This window comes from Streptomyces paromomycinus, assembly GCF_003865155.1.
In the GTDB taxonomy this organism is placed as follows: domain Bacteria; phylum Actinomycetota; class Actinomycetes; order Streptomycetales; family Streptomycetaceae; genus Streptomyces; species Streptomyces chrestomyceticus.
The window spans coordinates 9,303,174-9,321,567 of sequence record NZ_BHZD01000001.1; the positions used below are offsets into that span (position 1 = coordinate 9,303,174).

Here is an 18,394-nt window from a genome sequence, read left to right on the forward strand (position 1 = left end):
ACGCCGGGAGTTCACGGGTCGTGATCCCTCCGTCCCGGCCCGTGATCGTCGCCGTGATCCGGTGCGGCAGGGCGGACCGGTCGAGCTGATCGGCGCGGGTGGACGTCCCCGGCGTGATGACGGCGTCGAGCAGCCGCACCGGACGGGAGAACTGCATCTCCACCCACTCGCCCTGGCCCGACTGCGCCACCCCTGCCGTCGGGCAGATGCAGCACGCCGAAGATCACCAGCGGCACGGCGACGGCCGGGGTGATCCAGGTGCCGACGCGGTCGAAGGCGCGGCGCAGCCGGGGGCGGTCACCGGCCCAGGGAGTCTCCTGGCCGCCGGGACCGAAGAGGCGGCGCCACCAGGGGCGGCGTCCGGGCGCGGGGGCGGTGGCGCTCTCGGCGGGGGGCATCGCGCAGCGGTTGCAGAAGTGGCGGTCCGGGCCGAGGTGCCCGAGAGAGTCCGGAAGTTCCTCGGCGGCGAGCAGTTCGTGCGGCAGCAGCGTGGCCAGCACCGCGGACAGCAGCCGGTGTTCGTCCTGCGGCGTCTTCGTCCAGGCCGTCACCAGGCAGGAGAGCCGGAACCAGCGTGGCGGGCGGCGGTGGCGTACGACGATGTCGCGGGCGTCGCGCAGCCCCGTGCGTCCGCGCTGCCGCCGGGCCATGTCCTCCCGTGCGTCGTACAAGTAGGCATTGACCACGGGCGCGTTGCGCCGGGCCGCCCAGTCACGGGTGGGCACCTCGAAGGACACGTCGATACCGGACCCGGCCAGTGCACCGCCGCCGATGAGTCCCTTGAGGACCTCGTCCACCTCATGCATCACTTACGTGCTCCCACCTGCCGGCCGCCCCGCCGGTCCCCGGCACCGGCGCTGCGCGGCCCTGCCGCCGGTCGCGTCGGCTGTTCGCGACCCCGCTGCCGATCGTGGTCCCTGCGCCGTCCGGGGTGCAGGCACGCCGGGGTCGGCGGCGGGGCAGCGCTGGTGCCCCAAGGGGCCGCCCCCGCCGTACGGCCGGTCAGATGTAGCCCTCGCGGAGGGCGTAGGCCACCGCGTGCGAGCGGTTGCGCAGATGCAGGCGGGTGGTGAGCCCGTGCATGACGTTCTTGACGGTGCGTTCGGAGTACGACAGTTTGATGGCGATCTCCGAGGTGTCGAGACCGTCGGCGACCAGCCGCACGACGTCCACCTCGCGGGAGGTGAGGCCCAGGAAGGACCCCGGCTGATCGGCGCCGCCCCGGTGCAGGCGCCCCACCTGGCTGATGAGCCGGCCCAGCAGGTCCGCGGGCAGATCGCCGCCGCCCTCGGCCGCGGTCAGCACCGCCTGCACCAGCCGGTGCGCGGTGGCCTCGCGGCGCCAGACGATGGCTCCTGCGCCGCACTCGATGACGTCCAGCAGTTCGTTCTCCCGGATGGTCCCCACCACGAGCACCACCCGTGCTCCCTCGCTGCGCACGATCCGCCGCAGCCGGGCGAGCGCCGCCTCGTCGAGCACGTCCTCGACGAGGACGGTCACGGCGGCGGAACCGGCGTCCTCCCCGAGGTCGACCTCCGGGTGGCGGCGCAGCTGGCCGATGACCCCCTCACGGCTGATCGGGTCGGGCGCGGTGACCGCCACCCGCACCCGGCGCGCGGTGGGTACGGAAGCCGTGGCGGCCGGGTGCGAGCTGAGCACGTGAATCCCCTGTCCTGTTCACCGGCGGCCCCATCCGTCCCGGAGCCGGTACGTGACTGCTGTACCGACCATGCCGCCGGAAGGGAAAGCGCCGCGTCGGCGAGAACTACGTAGCCGGGCCCTTACGTAATCCTGCGCCGGGCGGGGACGGGGGCGTCCCGCGGGACCGCGGCGCGGCGTGCCGCCATCCGGGCCAGGCTTCCGGACCCGCCCGGCATGGCGGCGGCGTGCCGGTGCGGCGCGCCGGGATGCTGGTCCGGTGCCCGGACCAGGCAGGAGGAGCCGTGGACGAGCCCAGCCGCCGAGGAGCCCGGAGCCCGGCACCCGCCGGTGCGACGCGTGCCGCCCCCGGCGGGTCGGGAGTCATCGGCATCGGGCTCGCCGCCGTACTGACGGCCGCTCTCGCGCAGGGGTCGTGGCAGTGGTTCGCCACGTACGTCGGCGTGACGCTGCCCGCGGTGATCCTCTCCTTCTACCGGCTGCCGCCGTGGACACCCGGCCGCCGATGCGCGTACCTCGCGCATCTGACGGCGTTCTCGCTGGTCGTCGGCCTGTGCACGGCGATCACCCTGGCCCCCATGATGCAGCGCTGGGCCTGGCTGTTCCCGATGCCGGGCACCCGTGACCGGTGCCCCGGACTGGGCACCTACGAGAGCATCCGCACGGAGGCGGCACTGGCCGGCCTGGCCGGCCGCGACGGTGCCGCACTGGCGCACGCACAGGACGTCCACCGTCAGACCGCCGTGGCCGACTGCCTGTCCGCCACCACGACCCTGTGGCTGCCGGTGTACGCGGCCGGAGCGGCGGTGCTGGTGGGGCTGGGGGCCTGGTTTCTCGACCGGGCTCGGGGCCGGGCTCGGGGCTGAATCCGAGCCTCATGCAGGACACGCACCAGCTCCGCTTCAGGCGCCCCTGCTCACCTTGCGCCCGTCGGCGTCGCACGGCAGCTCGGTGCCGGGGGCGTCGGCGCGGAAGTCGCGGGCGGCTTGGTGTTCGACGTCGTTGACGGCGCTGGAGCCGACCGCGATGGATCCGCCGAAGGGCCGTTCGGCGTCGTGGACGAGCAGCAGGGTGGTGGTGAGCAGGGCGGTGACCATGGCCAGGGTGGCGAGCTGGGGCCGGTTGCGGCGGCGGGGGATGCACAGGCACAGGGAGATGACGGTGATGGAGAGCAGGACGAGCATGAACCAGTAGACCGCCGCGGGGACCGCCGCGGTCGACTCCGTCAGCCGTGCCTGGCGGGCCTTGGCCCGGGTGTCGTCCGCCGACACGAGCATGCCGAAGGCGCTCTGGTCCGGGCCGATGTCCTTGAAGGCGCTGCGCAGGTCGGCGGTCCAGACGCTGGGCTCCGGGGCGTTCTGCCCATGGGCCATGGTCGGCCATTCGAAGTGGCGTACCGCGCGGGTGTAGCAGACGACGTCGGCCTGCACCCGGTGGCGCTGCGCGGCGTTGGGGAGGTAGTCCGCCGTCTCCGCGAGGTGGTCGGCCGCGTTGGCCTCGTTGTGGGCGGCCTCCTCGGCCCGGTTGTAGGAGCCGGCGGCGGTGGCCAGGACGAAGGCGAGGATCAGTACGGTCAGGGTCTGCACCGGGCCGATCAGGTCCTTCACCGACAGACCCACGTCGTCGGCTTCGGAGTCGTTGCGGCGCAGGAAATGGTGGGCGATCAGGCCGAGGATCAGGGCGATCACGGCCACCACGATGGTGACGGTCATGTCAGCGGGTCTCCGGGAGCGGGGTCAGGGCTCGACGCCGGCGGTCTCTTTCCCCACTGCCTTTGCCGGACGGCGGAGACCGGCATACGGGCCCGCCCACCCGTTCACCCGTACGAGGAATGCTGCTGGGCTCCCTGGAGGTACCGGTCCCGGCGCAGCCCGTGGGCACGGCGTACTGACCGAAGTCCAGGCGGTCCCGGGGCCGGGACCGCCCGGCCCCGGGACCGCCTGATCACCGCCCGCCCACCGGCAGCAGATGCCCGCGCAAGGGCACGACCAGGCAGCCGCGCAGGCGCTTGGTCGTCTCGTGGCCCACGCCGTAGTCGATCCGGTCGAACTCCTTGCTGGTGACGTACATCAGCGGCGCGTAATACGTGGCCGCCAGGTGGGCGTACGGTGTGGCGCGCCCCTCCTCGGTGGTGCCCGCGTAGATGTTCTGCAGGACGCGGTCCTGGGCGACGAACAGCGCGTGGGCCAGGAGACGGCCTTCGCGGACGACCGAGTACAGCACGAGGTCGTCGCCGAACGCCTCGATCAGGGCGTGCAGCCTGCGCCGTTCGCTCTCCTCGTCCGCGGGCTGGCCGTAGTGGCGCAGCAGGCAGCAGCGTGCGGCCACCACCTCGTCGAACCGGGGGCGCGGGTCCTCGCGGACCACCTCGCCGCCGGCTTCGGCCAGCCGGCGCAGCTGGCGCAGGATCTCGGCCCGCCGCCGGTTGCGCGGCCCCGAGTGGTAGCCGTCCCAGTCCGCCCAGCCGATCTCCAGCACCGACCGGGAGGTCAGGTCGAAGCTCGCGCCGCCGAGTTCCGTGGTCACCAGGTCGAGCACCGCGGCGCCTTCGGGGGTGGAGTAGAGCACGCACACCGTCGCCAGCCCGGCGTCCCGCGCGTGGTCCAGCACCGCGGACAGGCAGTCGCGTACCGCGTCCGGGCGGCGGCCGGCCGGTCCGACCGGGTCACCGAGGTAGCCGGGGGCGGACAGCACCACGCTGGGCAGCATGTCCTCCGCCGCGCCGCCGAGCTGGGGGGCCACCGGCCCGTCGGCGTGCGCGGCGGGGAAGACCTCGGGGTCGGCGCGCAGGATCGTCCACGGGTTGTACGCCTCGTAGGCACCCGGCTCCCCGACCACCGCGCCCACGAAGCCGAGCGCGGCACCGTCGTCGTCCTCGTGCAGCACCATCAGGGGCTTTCCGGGCAGCCGACTGAGCATGATGTCGATCCAGCAGGCGCTCTGCACCGCGGAGCCGGGGTGCAGCCGGCCCCAGCGTGCGGCGTCGAAGTGCGCGGAGATCTCGGTGCGGGGCATTCCTCTCCTTCGTTCTGTCGTGGGCCGGTCCTCGGGGGACGGGTCAGCGGGGGGCCAGGTCGGGCTCGGCCGCGGGGACGTCGGCCGGCGGCTCGGCCTTCAGGCCCCGGATGCTGGGGGCGAGCAGCGCCGCGAGGCTGAGCAGGACGGCCGCCGCGCCGGCCACGACGGCCGCGCCCCGTGCGTCCAGGGAGACCACCAACGGGCCCATCAGCAGGGTGCCCAGCGGGATCAGGCCGTCGAACCCGAGGAACGACAGGCTGCCCACCCTGCTGGTCAGGTTCTCCGGCACCCGGTCCTGGAGCAGGCTCGGGTAGAGGGAGTTGAAGACGTGCAGCCCGATGCCGTACAGCAGGGCGAGGGCCAGCGCCGGTATGCCCCCGCCGAAGAATCCGACGGCGGTCAGCGCCGCGGCCATCATCAGCAGCATCGCGAACATGCTGGTGCCCAGCCGCTTGACCGTGAGCCGCATCAGGATCACGGCACCGATCAGCGCGCCGACCCCCTCCAGCGCGTAGAAGACGCCGAGCGACTGGGCCTGGCTGGTGCCCTCCGGGGACATGATCAGCGGAATCGGTACGTCGAGCACACCGGCGAAGACGGCGTTCACCAGCGCGCCGACGCCCAGGAAGATCAGCAGCCAGGGCACGCCCCGCACGTAGTGCAGCGCCTCCACGATGTCCTTGCCGAAGCGGCGCAGTTGCTCGCCCATCGGCTGACGCGGTTCGTCGGCCGCTTCGCCGGTGGTCACCGGCCGGGCGCCCACCACGTCCTTCGGCCGGACCATCAGCAGGATTCCGGAGAGCAGGAAGGTCAGCGCGTCGAAGGCGAACGTGGCCGGCGCCCCGATGAACCCCACCAGCAGACCGCCGATCAGGGGACCGCCGATCAGCCCGAACTGCATGCTGACCGACAGCGCGGAGTTCGCGGAGACCAGCTTGTCCCGCGACGTGATCTCCAGCATGTACGAGAACGAGACCGGCATGAAGAAGCCGTCCGCGATCCCGATGAGCAACGAGAGCGCCACCAGGAGCAGCGCGCTGGTCGTCCAGTAGGTGGCGGCGGCGATCAGCAGCAGGACGACCACCCGCGCCACGTCGCACACCACCAGGACCCGCCGCCGCGCCTTGGTCCGGTCTCCCACCGCCCCACCGACCAGGTAGAACAGCAGCGAGGGCACCAGCAGCGCGGCGGTGGCGGCGGCGAGCACCGACGCCGATCCGGTCACGGTGATGAGGTGGGTGGCGAAGGCGATGCGGAAGGCGTAGTCGCCGACCAGGGACAGCGTGCGGGCCGCCCAGAAGCGGCGGAACGCCGGCTGGGCCATGATTCCCCGGTGTGACTGGGGAGCGGAGCTCACGGGGACTCCCTAGGTAGAAGTGGAACGGGACAGAAGGCCGACCGGCACTAGAAGGTCCGACCCGACCAGGCCCACTGGGGCCGGAACGGTTCGAGGAGCGCCTGGATGCCGGGCGCGCACCGCTCGTCGGCGAACGCGCGGAACAGCTCCTCCGTCAGGTCGAGCAGCCAGGGCAGCGCCTCTTCCTGCGGCAGCCGGTCGGCGAAGAGCACCTTGTCGCACTGGGCGAACAGAGCGGGTGCGCCCGGGAGTCGAGCGGCGGCGGCCGACCTGGACAGCAGGTGCTTGGTGCCGTAGGTGATCCGGCCGAAGGCGTTGAGGCCGGAGGTGAGGAGCGCTTCGGCGGCGCCGCGGCACATCAGTTCCCGGGCGGGGGAGCCGAGCACCGTGGTGTCGGCCAGGAGGCTCATCGTGTCGACGAAGGACAGCGCCGCCGCCGAGGCGCGGACGGCGTCCGCGTCGATGCCCTTCTTGATCTCGTCCAGGCGGCCGGCGTTGGACAGCGGCCAGCCCGTGCTGACCCGCTGGACGAGCCGCAGTTCCAGGCCCTGGAGGTTGGCCAGGTCGGGCGGTCCGTCGCCGGTGGCCGGCCGTACGGCCTGCTGCACCTGGGCGATCGCCTCCTCGCTGACGTACTCGATGTTGACCATCAAGTCGCCCGCCATGCCGTCGAAGCTGTCCCCGAAGATCGAGGGATGGTTGGTGGTGCCGGGTACCCCGCGCGCGCCCGGTCCGGGCATCAGGACGAGGATGTCCAGGTCCGAGGTCGGGTTGGCCTCGCCGGTCGCGTAGGAACCGGCCAGCATGACCACGTCGCCGGGCCGGTCGTCCACCAGAGCGGCGATGCGCTCGGGGGTGGCGCCTTGCCGGGCGAGTGCGGCCTGTACCGCGTGGGGGAGGGCATCCAGAAGGGCAGGGTCCATGGTGGTGGCTCTCTTCTGCTCGGAGGTCAGGGGCGAGTGAGGGCCGTACGCAGCCGGTGCAGGCCGTCCTTGAGCTGGTCGGCGGGCAGCGCGAAGGAGAGCCGCAGGTGGCCGGGGGCGCCGAAGGCCGCGCCGTCGACCACCGCCACCTCGTGCCGGGTACGCAGCCAGCCGACGAGGTCCTCCCGCGCCTGCGGCGGAGCGCTGTCGGCCAGCCAGCCGCGCAGGTCGGGGAAGAGGAAGATGCCTCCCGCCGGACGGGCGCAGTGCACTCCGGGGATGCCGGCGAAGGCGTCGAGGGCCAGGTCGAGGTGGGTCGCGAGCCGGGCGCCGAGCTCCCGGCGCCCGGACTCCCCGGTGGTCAGCACCTGCTGCGCGATGTCCTGGACCACTCCGCTGGCGCCGCCGATGAGGTGGGAGGCGGTGGCCGTGATCCGGGCGGCGGTGCCGGGCCCGGCCACGGCCCAGCCGAGCCGCAGGCCCGCCAGCGCGTGGCTCTTGGTGACCCCGTCGGTGAGCACCACGTGGCCGGGCAGCTCCGGGTAGAGCTGGGTCACGGAGGGCGCCGGCTCCTCGTACAGCGCGACACCCCGGTACACCTGGTCGAACAGCAGGGTCAGCCCGCGCTCCGCCGTCCACTCGGTGATGCCGCGCAGGTCCTCGGCGGAGACCACCGCGCCGTCAGGATTGCGGGGGGAGTTGAGGATCAGCATGGCGGTGCGCTCGGTCGTCAGCCGCGCCAGCGCCTCCAGGGACGGCGCGCCCTGGCCGGGCTCCGTGGGGACGGGCACCGGCGTGCCGCCGGCCATCTCGACGAGCCGGGGGAAGCTGGCCCAGTACGGCGTCGGGAGCAGCACCTCCCGGCGGTCGCCGCGCAGGACGGACAGCAGGGCGGTGAAGATCGCCTGCCGGGCGCCGGGGGTGACCACCACCTGATCCGGGGTGAACGTCGCGGTGCCGCCGTCCGCCGCGTAGGCGGTGATGGCCTCGCGGAGCGCCCGGTCGCCGGCGGGGGAGCGGTAGGGCTGGTCCGCGCGGCGGGCGGCGGGGACGGCGCCCGGGTCGTGCTGGGCGACGCGGATGTCGCCGGTGGAGAGGACCACCACGTCGCCGCTCTGGTCGGTGACGGCGGTGGGAGCGAGCGTGGTCATCGGGCGGCTCCGTCGGGCAGTACGCGGCCCACCCGGCCGGCGAGCAGGGCCGGGTCACCGGCGAGGGCGTCCCGGACGAGTTCGGCGACCCGCCGGCGGCTGCTGGCCTCCGCCTCCTCGGACAGGAAGGCCCGGTGGCTGGTGAACACGGAGTGCGGGTGGTCGAGCACCGGCTTCCAGCGCGGGTCCTGGTTCGGGTTCTCCGGAGCGAAGACGTCCAGGCCGGCTCCCGCGATCGTGCCCTCGTCCAGCGCCTTGCCGAGCGCCTCCGGGTCGATGAGCTTGCCGCGGGCCGCGTTGACCAGGAAGGCGTCGGACTTCATGGTCCGCAGCTCGGCCTCCCCGATCAGGCCTTCGGTGCCGGGGGTGAGCGGGCAGTGCAGCGTCACCAGGTCGGACTCGGCGAGGAGTTCTTCCAGCGTGTCGACGGTGCGGGCGCCGTAGCCCTCGGCGAGGTCCCGGCCGATGTAGGGGTCGTACACGAGCACCTGGCCGTAGAAGGTGCCGAGCTTGCGGGCGACGGCCCGGCCGATCCGGCCGAAGCCGACGATGCCCAGGGTGCGGCGGCTGACGCGGCGCGGCGCGCCACCGGCGTAGATGTCGAAGGTGCCGCCGGTCAGGGTCACGTGCTGCGGCACCACGTGCCGTTCCAGGGCGAGGGCGAGCGCCGACGTGTGCACGGCGACCTCGTCCACGCAGTAGTCCGGCACGTTGAAGCCGGGCAGGCCACGCTCCGCGAGCAGGCCGGCGTTGAGGTTGTCCACGCCCACGCCCTGCCGGACGACGACCCGCAGCCCGTCGCCCGCCGCGTCCAGCAGGGCGTCGGTGACCTGGCAGCGGTAGACCACCAGGGCGTCGGCGCCGGCGGCGCGTTCCAGCAGCCGGTCGTCGGTCAGGACGTAGCGGCCGTCCTCGTGCGGAGCGGTGAGCAGTTCGACGCCGTCACCCAGGACGTCGCGCTCGACGGTGGCCAGGGAGAGGTCCTGCCGGCCGTCGGCGACCAGCCAGGCGGGGTCGGTGTACAGGACACGCTGTGCGTTCATCGCGTGGCGCCTTCCGTCAGTGAGGGCCGGACGAACCGGCCGAGGACGTCTTCGGGGGTGAGCGTGCAGGGGTTGTTCATGGCCCGGCCGGAGTGCAGCGCCTCGGCCACCACATCGGCCCACTCGCCGGCCGGCAGGGCGAGGTCGGCGAGGTCGGCGGGGTAGCCGCCGGCCTCCAGGAGGTCGGCGAGCAGTTCTTCCGGCTCCCGGCCGGTGTGCGCCCGTACCGTCCGGCGGATCTCGGCGACCCGCCCGTGCAGGACGCGGACACCGGGCGGCGGGCACTCCCGGGAGGTCGCCGCGGCGTGCCGGCCGATGAGCCAGCGCAGGTGCAGGGCCACGGCCACGCCGTGCGGCAGGCCGAGCCGGCTGGTCAGCGCGTACGACAGGGCGTGGGCCGCGGTCGTACGGGTGACGTCGATGGCCGCCCCGGCGAGGGCCGCGCCCAGGGACAGATCGTGCCGAACCTCGGCCGGCCGTCCCGTGTCGGCGAGCTGCCGCAGCGCGGGGAGGAGGGCGTGCAGCGCCTCCTCGGCCCACTCCAGGGACTGCGGGGTGGCGGTGCGGGCCCAGGAGGACTCCACGGCCTGGCTGAAGGCGTCGAGCGCGCCGGCCACCGTCGTCGGCACCGGCACGGTCGCGGTCAGTTCGGGATCGACCAGGACCACGTCGGCCCGGGCCCCGTCCGTGTCCAGGGACACTTTGCGGCCGTCCCGGTACAGGGTGGCGAACCGGGTGAGTTCGCTGCCCGAACCGGCGGTGGTGGGCACCAGGACCAGCCGCCCCGGGCGCTTCTTGAAGACCAGGTCCGGCGTGCCGAGACAGTCCGCCGGGTCCGCGTCCTGGGCGGCGAGCACGGAGGCGGCCTTGGCCACGTCCATGCTGCTGCCGCCGCCGATGCCGACGACGGCGTCGGGGCGCAGCCGGCGGATGACCCGTACCGCCTCCTCGATGTGGCCGAGCTCCGGGTTGGGCCGTACGTCGCCGAAGTGGTGCACCTCGTACCCGGCCCGGCCGGCGCGGGTGAGGCGGGCCGCCGCGCCGGTGGCGTACGACGGCCCGTGCACCAGCAGCACGCGCCGGGCGCCGGCGCCCGCCAGCACGGCGTTGAGCCGTGCGGCGGCGCCGGTCCCGAAGAACGCGGCGGGGTGCCCTGGCAGTCGTCGCAGCCCGGCGACGGCCGCGGGGGAAACCGTACCGGTCACGACAACGGCACCTGCCCTGCGGTCAGTTCCGCGCTGAAGCGGCGCGCGATCTCGGGGACGGTGACGGCCCCGGAGGCCCGTTCGCCCGCCGCGCCGCCCGCCCGGCCGCGGACCACCAGGAGCGTGGGCCCTTCGGCGCGGAAGGCGTCCTGGATCGCGGGCCGCACCGCCGCGGTGGAGGCCACGTACTGCACCCGCCGGTAGCCGCTGCCCCGGGCGATGGTGTCGAACTCCGTGGTGCTCGCGGTGGTGGCCTGCCCGCCGGTGGAGTCGTAGACCTGGTTGTCGAACAGCACGTGCACCAGGTTCGGCGGCGCGAAGTGCCCCACCGTGGTGAGCGCTCCCATGTGCATCAGCACCGAGCCGTCACCGTCGAGCACCACGAACCGTTCCGACGGGCGGGCCAGGGCGGACCCCAGGGCCAGGGAGGCCACGTGGCCCATCGAGCCCTGCATGTAGAAGTTGCGCGGCCGGTCGCCCTGGTTGAACAGCGAGCGGGACAGATAGCCGGTGGTGGAGAAGACGAACTCCGGGCCGACCTCGGCGAGCACGGCCTTCACCAGGTCGTCGCGGTCGGGCAGACCGCCGTCGGCCGGCCGCGTCCCGGCGTCCGGCGTACCGACCGCCTTCTCGTCCTGCACCGCGCCCTTGGCCACCAGGACGAACGCCGGCCGTCCGGAGGCGAGCACCGGCCGGGTCTCCTCCAGGACCTCGTCGAGGCCCGGCCCGTCCGGCAGGAGCATCCGGTGCGGTACGTCGAGGGAGTCGAGCCAGTCCGGCACGACACGGCCCATCCAGTGATGCTGGGGCTCACCGCTGGACGCCTTGGGCCAGCCGCGCATGCTGACGAACACCAGCACCGGGATCTGATAGGGCAGGACCAGCGAGGTCAGCGGGTTGATGAGGTTGCCGAAGCCGGAGTTCTGGGCGATGACCGCGGCCGGCCGGCCGGCCAGCCGGCTGCCGGCCGCGGTGGCCAGCGCGGTGCCCTCGTTGGCGGCCGGTACGTAGGGGATGTCCGGCCAGTGGGCCAGCTCGCTGATGGGGCCGCCGAAGTACGAGCAGGGCACTCCGGAGACCAGACCGATGCCGTGGTTGTCGAGCGCGGCGACGAACGCCTTGGAGGTCGTGCTCACGGCGCGGTCCGGAAGGCCGCGGTCATGCCCTGCAGCGCGAAGATCTCCGGCATGGTGGCGATGTCGGCGTCGACAGACTCGGCGCGGCCCTCGGCGCGCAGCTTGCCGAGCACCTCGCGCACGTTCTTCACGGCCGCCCGCATGCCCTGGTTCGCGTAGATGACCAGGCGGTAACCGGCGTCGAACAGCGCCTTCTCCTCCACCGAGGCGTAGGTGGTGGGCACCGCCACCAGCGGTACGTCGCGGTCCCAGGCGTCGCCGAGCTCCAGGATGTCGTCCGGGCGGCGGCTCTTGCTGTGGATCAGCACGGCGTCCGCCCCGGCGTCCGCGTAGGCGTGGGCGCGCTCCAGCGCCTCGGGTACGCCCTGGCCGGAGATGAGCGCCTCGGTACGGGCGATCAGCAGGAAGCGCTCGTCCTTCTGCGTCTGCTTGCCGGCCTCGATCTTGAGGGCGAACTCCTTGGTGGGCAGCAGGTCCTGGCCGGCGTCCGCGAAGCTGTTGATCTTCGGGAACAGCTTGTCCTCGATGCACATCGCGGCGATGCCGGCCCGCTCGTACCGCTCCACGGCGAACGCCACGTTGAGCGGCCCGCCGAACCCGGTGTCGCAGTCGGCGATCACCGGGATGTCGATGATCGCGTCCATCGCCTCGGCGGCCGCCAGGAACTGCGTCATCGTCACCAGGCTGGCGTCCGGCAGACCGTAACTGGCCGACACCTCGAAGCTGGAGCACCAGACGGCGTCGAAGCCTGCCTGCTCCACCAGCTTGGCGCTGAGACCGTCGTGGGCGCCGACCGCGGCCACCGGCCGGGGACCGGCGAGCAGCTCACGCAGCCGTGCGGACTTGTTCGTGGTGGTGTTCTCAGACATGTCAGTTACCTTCCTTGCTGTACCAGAGCCGGTCTTCGTTGACATAGCGCTCGATCCCGCCCTCAGGCATGGCGCCGAGGGCGTGCCGCACCTCGGGCAGCACCGCACCCGCGATGCGCAGCAGCAGTACCTGGGCGGGGGGCGCCTCGGGGTCCGTGCGGACGAAGGAGAGCGGGACCTCGGGCATGAGGTAGGCGGAGTCGCCGGGCTGCAACTCCTCCTCGTGCCGCTCCCCGTCGGCCTCCCAGAGCAGCCGTACGGGCTGGTCACCGAGCACGTAGAGGTAGCTGTGCTGGTAGGTGGAGAGCCAGGCGGTGTCCTCGGCGGAGCGGGCCAGCACCTCGGTCTCCAGCGCGGTGGTGTGCGGGTGCGAGGCGTCACCGGCGAGCTGGGTGAAGCGGTAGGCGGGGGAGTCCGCCGGGTAGTGCCAGCGGTGGGCGGTCGCGGACCGCTGGACGACCACGCCGCCGTCCGTGCCGGTGCTGGGCGGCAGCAGGTCGCGCTCGGAGATGCCGAGCGCCTCGGCGAGCTGGGCCCGCTCGGTGCCGGTCGGCTGCCGGTCCCCGTCGACGAGTACCGCCAGGTGCTCGGCGGACAGCCCGGTGCGGCGGGCCAGCTCCTCGACGGTGACCGCCCTGGCCTGGAGGAACGAGCGCAGCAGGGCGGCCGGCCCGCCTTCGGGGGTCAGCTTGGCCTGGTGGGCGGCGGCGTTGCCCAGGATGGCCAGCTCGCGCTGGGCGTCCCCGACCAGGTCACCGCCGTAGGTCAGGGCCAGGATGTACGCCGGTTCGTCGGTGGAGCGCGCGGTGAAGGAGTGCGGGGCGAACGGCAGCCCCCACACCGAGTCCCCGGTCTCCATCGGGACGCAGACGCTGCGGTCCTGCCACCGGTAGTAGTAGTTGACCGGGCCGACGAAGTAGGTGAACTGGTAGAGCAGATGACCGCGGTTCCAGCGGACGGCCGGGTTGTCGGCATCGTTGTCGTCCACCGGCTGGAGCATGCGGATCCACTCGGGGCGGTACGACGCCACGCGGGACATCGCGGTGTCGCGGTACTCGTAGTAGTCGTCACCGCCGCGGGCCAGCACCCGCGAGGACGCCTCCGACTCCTTGGCCCGCATGATGCGGACCCGCCGGGAGGTGTCGTCGTGGCCGGGCAGCAGATCGCGCTCGTTGAGCGGCCACACTTCGGCGGCCCGGCCCAGCAGGGCCAGGTCCACGGGCTGTTCGCCGCTGGTCAGACCGGCGAAGGTGCCGGGGGCGAGGCCGAGATCGGCCTCGGCGGTGGTGTCGTCGCGCTTGAGATCGTTGGCGGCGGCGCGCAGCAGCGCTGCCGCCCGCCGGTCGAAGGCAGGGTCCGGTACGGACATGGTGGGCCTTTCCTCTGACGTTTGCGTGCGCGGGGGAACGCGGGGGAGGGGGAGCCCCGGGGCGGGGCCGTACGGTGCGCCGGCTCAGCGGCGCACGGCGGCACGGACCAGCGGCTGGGCGTGCAGGCCGTAACGGGTCTTGAACTCGTCGTTGCGGCGGCCGCATTCGAGGACCTGCCGCCCGGAGGCCATGCCGGCCTCCAGTTCGGCCGCGAACAGCACGTACTGCGGGCTCCAGTTGAGTTCCTGCGGGTAGAGACAGCCGCCTGCCCAGGCGTGCATCCGGGTGCGGTCGTAGAGGCACAGGGAGACGGCGAGCAGCACGCCGTCCAGATCCACGCGCAGGATGCCGCAGTCGGGGCCGAGGGCGTTCACCAGGGCGGCGAGCCGGTCCGGCGGGTAGTAGCCGGGGGCGTGCTTGTCCGCGGTGGCCTCGCACAGGTCCAGGACGTCCTGGTCGAGCGCTTCGGACCCCTGGCGCAGGGTGATCTCGGCGCCGGCGTCGCGGGCCCGCCGCGCGAACTGGCGCAGGGTGCGCCGGGAGGGGCGGCTCACGGTGGTGAGGTGCTCGTCCAGGGTGGTGGGACCGCCGGTGAGGGGCAGGCGGTAACGCGGCACGGTGGACTCGGTCGCCACGCCGATCTCGGTGAGCAGACGGGCGAGTTCGCCGTCGGCGGCCACATTGGCCAGTCCCCAGAGATCCACGTCGGAGCTGTCGGCCAGCTCACCCAGCGCGTTCCAGAACGTCTCCACCAAGGGAGCGGTCAGCGGTACACGACTGGGCAGCACGGTGTCGTAGCAGTGCCAGACATGTCCCATCAGCACCGTGAGCAGGGCGTCCGCCCCCGGGCCCGTGGCGAACGGGTCACGGGTGTGCTGGAGGTAGACCGGCAGGACGGCGACCGGTTCCCCGGCCGGCTCCTCCCGCGCCACCAGGTAGCGGGCGCGGGACGGCGAGGTGAGCGGCAGCTTCTCCACGCTGCACAGGAAGTCGTAGCTGTAGAAGACGGGCGCCCCGCACGCCTCCACCAGCGAGGTCCAGGCTCGGCGGCCCACCTCCTGCACCGAGTCGGCGACCGACACGGTGCAGGAGGCGGTACGGGTGCCGATCACCTGGCCGCTTCCACGCTCGCCCGCAGGGGCGGGAAGTGCAACGACGAGCCGAGCACCACACGCTCCCACTCGTCCAGCACCACGCCCGCCCGGCGCAGCCGCTCCTCCGCCCAGGCCATCCGCAGCTCGTCGCGCCACTTCGGGGTGAAGTCGCAGCGCACCACGTCGGCCAGGTCGCCGGTGAGCCGGTCGCCGAGGAGGGCGGCCAGCCGGTCGCCGGAGCCGGGCAGGCCCAACTGGGACGTGTCGGCGAACTCGGCGGTGAACCGCTGCCGTACGGCGGCGGGCAGTTCTTCCCACAGCGCGCCCACCAGCCGGGTGCGCACCGAGGCCAGGACCTGCTCGAAGTCGCGGGTCTCCGGGTTGCCGGGCGTGTTCAGCCGGCACAGCTGGTCGATCTCGGCGGCGACCTGCTCGGGGTCGCCCGCGTGCTCCGGAGTCAGCCCGAAGACCGCGGCCTCCCGCTCGGAGTCCTCCGGACCGTCGGAGCTGTGCATCACGCTCATGGCGCTGTTGATGGCGTCGAAGTCCCGCCGCAGCGTGCCCAGGTCGGCGTCGGTCGGGTGCTGGTAGCCCTTGAGCTTGGCGAGTTCGGCGTGCCGGCCGTCGCAGCGGCAGATCAGGGCGACGGTGGGGCCGAGCCCGAGGACGGCGTCCACCAGACGGTAACGCCAGGTCTGCCACTGGCCCGCGATGAGATCCGAGTACAGGTCGTCGATCAGCTCCGGGTCGGCCTGCAGGGCCCGCGCGGCCACCGGGGGGAAGCCCTCGTCCCGCAGCCGCCGCACCAGATCGCCGTGCCGGCCCCGGTAGACGATGTCGGAGCTCAGCAGGACGAACACGTGTCGGGACCAGAAGTCTTCAGCAGTCACGGACGCTGCCTTTCGTGTGGTTGCGGTAAGGCGGAGCCGTCGACGGCGGCCCGCTCCGGCGGGACAGGGACGGCGGCGTGGTGCCGCACCGGACAGGCGTCGGGGGCGGCGACGCTGTCGTCGTCCGGCAGCGTGTACTGCCGCCACTTGAAGTCGGTGGAGGTGTCGCCGTCGCCGAGGGTGGGGTGCGGACCGATCCGGTCGTAGCGCGCCAGGCCCTCCCGGACCCGGCGCTTGGCGGCCTTGCCGGCCACCGTGCTGCCGCCGATGCCCTCGAAGACCCGCCGGACCTGGAAGACCAGGGTCAGGCACGGCCCGAGGTCACGGCTGCGGCGGTCCCGGTAGGCGGGGCTCGCGGCGAAGATGAACCACGGCTCGCCGTCGAAGCACCACTGCCAGCGGGGGTCGGCGGGGTCGGTGGGCACATCGGCCGGCCAGGGCTCGGTGTCGTACGCCCGCAGTTCGTCCAGCAGCGTCCAGAACCGCCGGTGGTCGTCCGCGAGTTCCGCCCCGGGCACGGCCGGGCCCACGAAGACGATCAGGGTCTGCCGCTTCGGTCCCTGCCAGGCCCGCTGCCGGTAGGCCCGCAGAGACCGGGCGAGCGCGGCCGGGCCGTGCGTGTCCGGGTAGCGGGTGTCGACGGCGCTGAAGGAGTTGTTGCCGCGCTGCTGGCCCTGCGTCCCGAAGTAACAGGGATAGGACGGCTCTTCGGCGAGAATCCGCTCGGTGAAGACGCTGTGCGCTTCCGGGACCCAGCCGAAAGGCTCGTCGCCGGAACCGGAGCGCGACACCTCGGAGTCCCTCCATAGATAGCTTTCCAAAGAACGCTCCGAAAGGGTCGTTGGAGAATACTGCGAGCCGCGCCGCCCGAAGACCGGAAGAGATGTGCTGGGGCGGGGCTCGCCGCGCAGAACAATCACAACAGCGCTCACTCGGCACTGTCAAGACTCTGCTGCCCCAAAGGATTTGCTGGAGGGAAGACCTGTGGCCTGTTAGGAAAAGCTGCCACCACCGCGAATATCCCGCCCCTCGCGCGCCCGCGTACGGTACTGATCGTCGCTACGGCCGTGACCAGCGGCGCCGGGCCGCGGCGAGCCGCTCAGGGCTCGGGTACACAAGGGCAACGCACGCTTCCCGTTGGTCCCGGATCGGCCGCCGGCCCTTTTCACCAGCGCCAAGGTGACTAGGGTTTTGGCTCATCCGCACAGCAGCCGACGACCCCCCGGCCGACGCCGGTACCGGATATCGACGAGAGTCCGCCGAGCCCCCGGGACAGGTCCCGGACCGCGTTGCTCCGACAACGTTGTTCCCGGCACGGGCACACGGCTTTTGGGCAACCGGTCAACACGACAGGGCAGCGAGCCGAAAAGGTTGTGCAATGACATCGCAAATCATCGGGAATGCGCCGGCGTCGCATCAGGAAAAGCAGCCGGTCATTCTGCTCGACCGCCTCGGCTATTCCTCGTACCGAGGCCCGGACGGCCGCCCCTTCCTGCCCACGGACCGCTGGGAGGTACGGCTGGTCACCGCACTGGAGCGGACCGGTGAGGCGGTGGGTGACGAGCTGGCGTCCGTCGTCGGGGTGCCCGGTGCCGAGCCCGCGCCGTTCGCCGAAGCGGTCCGCTTCCAGCACCGCTGGGGCGGCCGGCCGGCGGCCCGCCTGGTGGCGGTCACCGAACGCTTCCTGCTGCCCGCCGCCGAACTGCGCGAAGAGCTGGGCATCCCCGGTCAGCGCGTCGAGCAGGCGCTGCTCTTCCGCGACAAGGTGCTGATGAAGGAGCACCTGCGCGACCACGGCATCGCGGTACCGGACTTCGCCCCGTTCTCCCGGGAGGCCGCGCTGACGCTGCTGGACAAGTACCACCGCGTGGTCGTCAAGCCGCGGCTCGGCGCCGGTTCCAGCGAGATCCACCTGCTGGACGACATCGCCGGGCTCGACCGGTTCGTACGGGAACACGCCGGCCGGCTGGCGGAGTTCGAGGTCGAGGAGTTCATCGACGGGCAGCTGTACCACGTCGACAGCGTGGTGCAGGACTCGCAGGTCACGGCGGCGGTGGCCGGCCGGTACGTGGACAGCACCATGTCGTACCGGCGGCTGGAGCCCTGCCGCGACGTCGCCGTGCCCGACGGCCCGCTGCTCGACGCGCTGCTCGCGTTCGACCGGGCCGTGCTCGCCGCGTACCCGGGCTTCACCGGAGTGGCGCACCACGAGGTCTTCATGTCCCCCTCGGGCCCCGTGTTCTGCGAGATCGCGGCGCGGGCCGGGGGAGGAGGCATCCTCGCCGGCTTCCGGTCACGTACCGGGGCCAACCTCGACGAGGTCATGCTGCGGGCCCAGCTGGACGGCAGCGTGCCGCACGTACCGGCCCCCGACTCCCACCTGACCGGCTTCACGGCGCTGTACGCCGAGCCCGGCCGGGTCCTGCGCACCCCGGTGGTGCCCGACGAACCCTGGATCACCGAAGCGCAGATCCTGGTGGGGGAGGGCGACCTGCTCGCCCCGCCGACCAGGTACAGCGACGCGGCGGCCATCGTCTCGGTGCGCGGCGACACCGAGGCACAGGTCATGTCCAGACTCGCGGCACTGGCCGAGCGCATCAGCATTCCCACGGCCCCCGAACCGGCGTAGGGGCCGCACGGCCCGGCGCGGTGCCGCAGTGGCACCGCGCCGGGCCGGTC

Annotated in this window: 17 protein-coding genes; 2 read left to right on the plus strand and 15 right to left on the minus strand. The window is 72.9% G+C overall.

Features of this window, described 5'->3' with window-relative positions; all coding sequences use genetic code 11:
* Nucleotides 1-11: 11 nt before the first annotated feature.
* On the minus strand, nucleotides 12-809 hold the full coding sequence (locus tag OEIGOIKO_RS43385; protein ID WP_246177879.1) for a Pvc16 family protein: 798 nt from the start codon (nucleotides 807-809) through the stop codon (nucleotides 12-14).
* A gap of 193 nt (nucleotides 810-1,002) precedes the next feature.
* Nucleotides 1,003-1,659 carry a helix-turn-helix transcriptional regulator gene (locus tag OEIGOIKO_RS39500; protein ID WP_125058089.1) on the minus strand — a complete coding sequence of 219 codons (657 nt, stop codon included), beginning with the start codon at nucleotides 1,657-1,659 and terminating at the stop codon, nucleotides 1,003-1,005.
* A 284-nt stretch (nucleotides 1,660-1,943) separates the two neighbouring features.
* Here OEIGOIKO_RS39500 and OEIGOIKO_RS39505 point away from each other — a divergent pair, with 284 nt between their 5' ends.
* Nucleotides 1,944-2,525: a hypothetical protein gene (locus OEIGOIKO_RS39505; RefSeq protein ID WP_125058090.1), complete on the plus strand. Its 582-nt coding sequence runs from the start codon at nucleotides 1,944-1,946 to the stop codon at nucleotides 2,523-2,525.
* A 36-nt stretch (nucleotides 2,526-2,561) separates the two neighbouring features.
* Here the strand turns inward: OEIGOIKO_RS39505 and OEIGOIKO_RS39510 are convergent, their stop codons facing one another.
* The 13 genes from OEIGOIKO_RS39510 to OEIGOIKO_RS39570 all read right to left on the minus strand — a co-directional run bounded on the left by OEIGOIKO_RS39510 (nucleotide 2,562) and on the right by OEIGOIKO_RS39570 (nucleotide 16,506).
* Nucleotides 2,562-3,371: a bestrophin-like domain gene (locus OEIGOIKO_RS39510; protein WP_125058091.1), complete on the minus strand. Its 810-nt coding sequence runs from the start codon at nucleotides 3,369-3,371 to the stop codon at nucleotides 2,562-2,564.
* A 232-nt stretch (nucleotides 3,372-3,603) separates the two neighbouring features.
* On the minus strand, nucleotides 3,604-4,674 hold the full coding sequence (locus OEIGOIKO_RS39515) for a GNAT family N-acetyltransferase (RefSeq protein WP_125058092.1): 1,071 nt from the start codon (nucleotides 4,672-4,674) through the stop codon (nucleotides 3,604-3,606).
* A 43-nt stretch (nucleotides 4,675-4,717) separates the two neighbouring features.
* The gene (locus OEIGOIKO_RS39520) at nucleotides 4,718-6,034 is read right to left on the minus strand and encodes an MFS transporter (RefSeq protein ID WP_125058093.1); all 1,317 of its coding nucleotides are present in this window, start codon (nucleotides 6,032-6,034) and stop codon (nucleotides 4,718-4,720) included.
* 47 nt (nucleotides 6,035-6,081) lie between these two features.
* Nucleotides 6,082-6,957: a nucleotidyltransferase domain-containing protein gene (locus OEIGOIKO_RS39525; RefSeq protein ID WP_125058094.1), complete on the minus strand. Its 876-nt coding sequence runs from the start codon at nucleotides 6,955-6,957 to the stop codon at nucleotides 6,082-6,084.
* 26 nt (nucleotides 6,958-6,983) lie between these two features.
* Nucleotides 6,984-8,108 (minus strand): pyridoxal phosphate-dependent aminotransferase, encoded by a 1,125-nt coding sequence (locus tag OEIGOIKO_RS39530; RefSeq protein WP_125058095.1) that lies wholly within the window; start codon nucleotides 8,106-8,108, stop codon nucleotides 6,984-6,986.
* Entirely contained in the window at nucleotides 8,105-9,151 is a 1,047-nt protein-coding gene (locus OEIGOIKO_RS39535; RefSeq protein WP_125058096.1) for a C-terminal binding protein, read from the minus strand. Before OEIGOIKO_RS39535 ends, OEIGOIKO_RS39530 begins: the two co-directional genes overlap by 4 nt.
* Nucleotides 9,148-10,356, minus strand: coding sequence for an iron-containing alcohol dehydrogenase (locus OEIGOIKO_RS39540; RefSeq protein ID WP_125058097.1), 1,209 nt, complete (start codon nucleotides 10,354-10,356; stop codon nucleotides 9,148-9,150). Before OEIGOIKO_RS39540 ends, OEIGOIKO_RS39535 begins: the two co-directional genes overlap by 4 nt.
* Nucleotides 10,353-11,492, minus strand: a complete 1,140-nt coding sequence (gene aepY, locus OEIGOIKO_RS39545; protein WP_125058098.1) for a phosphonopyruvate decarboxylase — start codon at nucleotides 11,490-11,492, stop codon at nucleotides 10,353-10,355. The genes OEIGOIKO_RS39540 and aepY overlap by 4 nt, the downstream gene beginning before the upstream one ends.
* Entirely contained in the window at nucleotides 11,489-12,361 is an 873-nt protein-coding gene (locus OEIGOIKO_RS39550) for an isocitrate lyase/phosphoenolpyruvate mutase family protein (RefSeq protein WP_125058099.1), read from the minus strand. Before OEIGOIKO_RS39550 ends, aepY begins: the two co-directional genes overlap by 4 nt.
* 1 nt (nucleotide 12,362) lies before the next feature.
* The gene (locus tag OEIGOIKO_RS39555; RefSeq protein WP_125058100.1) at nucleotides 12,363-13,730 is read right to left on the minus strand and encodes a helix-turn-helix domain-containing protein; all 1,368 of its coding nucleotides are present in this window, start codon (nucleotides 13,728-13,730) and stop codon (nucleotides 12,363-12,365) included.
* Nucleotides 13,731-13,814: 84 nt separating this feature from the next.
* Nucleotides 13,815-14,843, minus strand: a complete 1,029-nt coding sequence (locus tag OEIGOIKO_RS39560; RefSeq protein WP_125058101.1) for a GNAT family N-acetyltransferase — start codon at nucleotides 14,841-14,843, stop codon at nucleotides 13,815-13,817.
* The gene (locus OEIGOIKO_RS39565; RefSeq protein ID WP_125058102.1) at nucleotides 14,840-15,715 is read right to left on the minus strand and encodes a nucleoside-diphosphate kinase; all 876 of its coding nucleotides are present in this window, start codon (nucleotides 15,713-15,715) and stop codon (nucleotides 14,840-14,842) included. The genes OEIGOIKO_RS39560 and OEIGOIKO_RS39565 overlap by 4 nt, the downstream gene beginning before the upstream one ends.
* Complete coding sequence (locus OEIGOIKO_RS39570; RefSeq protein ID WP_218040038.1) at nucleotides 15,712-16,506, minus strand: YqcI/YcgG family protein; 795 nt, start codon at nucleotides 16,504-16,506, stop codon at nucleotides 15,712-15,714. The genes OEIGOIKO_RS39565 and OEIGOIKO_RS39570 overlap by 4 nt, the downstream gene beginning before the upstream one ends.
* A gap of 587 nt (nucleotides 16,507-17,093) precedes the next feature.
* On the opposite strand from OEIGOIKO_RS39570, the gene OEIGOIKO_RS39575 reads away from it, so the two are divergent.
* Entirely contained in the window at nucleotides 17,094-18,344 is a 1,251-nt protein-coding gene (locus OEIGOIKO_RS39575) for an ATP-grasp domain-containing protein (protein ID WP_125058104.1), read from the plus strand.
* Nucleotides 18,345-18,394: the final 50 nt, after the last annotated feature.

What these genes read in the sequence shown, in the direction of transcription:
- OEIGOIKO_RS39530 (WP_125058095.1), bottom strand. Translation starts at nt 8,108, where the DNA reads ATGACCACGCTCGCTCCCACCGCCGTCACCGACCAGAGCGGCGACGTG.
- OEIGOIKO_RS39525 (WP_125058094.1), bottom strand. Translation starts at nt 6,957, where the DNA reads ATGGACCCTGCCCTTCTGGATGCCCTCCCCCACGCGGTACAGGCCGCA.
- OEIGOIKO_RS39555 (WP_125058100.1), bottom strand. Translation starts at nt 13,730, where the DNA reads ATGTCCGTACCGGACCCTGCCTTCGACCGGCGGGCGGCAGCGCTGCTG.
- OEIGOIKO_RS39515 (WP_125058092.1), bottom strand. Translation starts at nt 4,674, where the DNA reads ATGCCCCGCACCGAGATCTCCGCGCACTTCGACGCCGCACGCTGGGGC.
- OEIGOIKO_RS39535 (WP_125058096.1), bottom strand. Translation starts at nt 9,151, where the DNA reads ATGAACGCACAGCGTGTCCTGTACACCGACCCCGCCTGGCTGGTCGCC.
- OEIGOIKO_RS39575 (WP_125058104.1), top strand. Translation starts at nt 17,094, where the DNA reads ATGACATCGCAAATCATCGGGAATGCGCCGGCGTCGCATCAGGAAAAG.
- OEIGOIKO_RS39550 (WP_125058099.1), bottom strand. Translation starts at nt 12,361, where the DNA reads ATGTCTGAGAACACCACCACGAACAAGTCCGCACGGCTGCGTGAGCTG.
- OEIGOIKO_RS39510 (WP_125058091.1), bottom strand. Translation starts at nt 3,371, where the DNA reads ATGACCGTCACCATCGTGGTGGCCGTGATCGCCCTGATCCTCGGCCTG.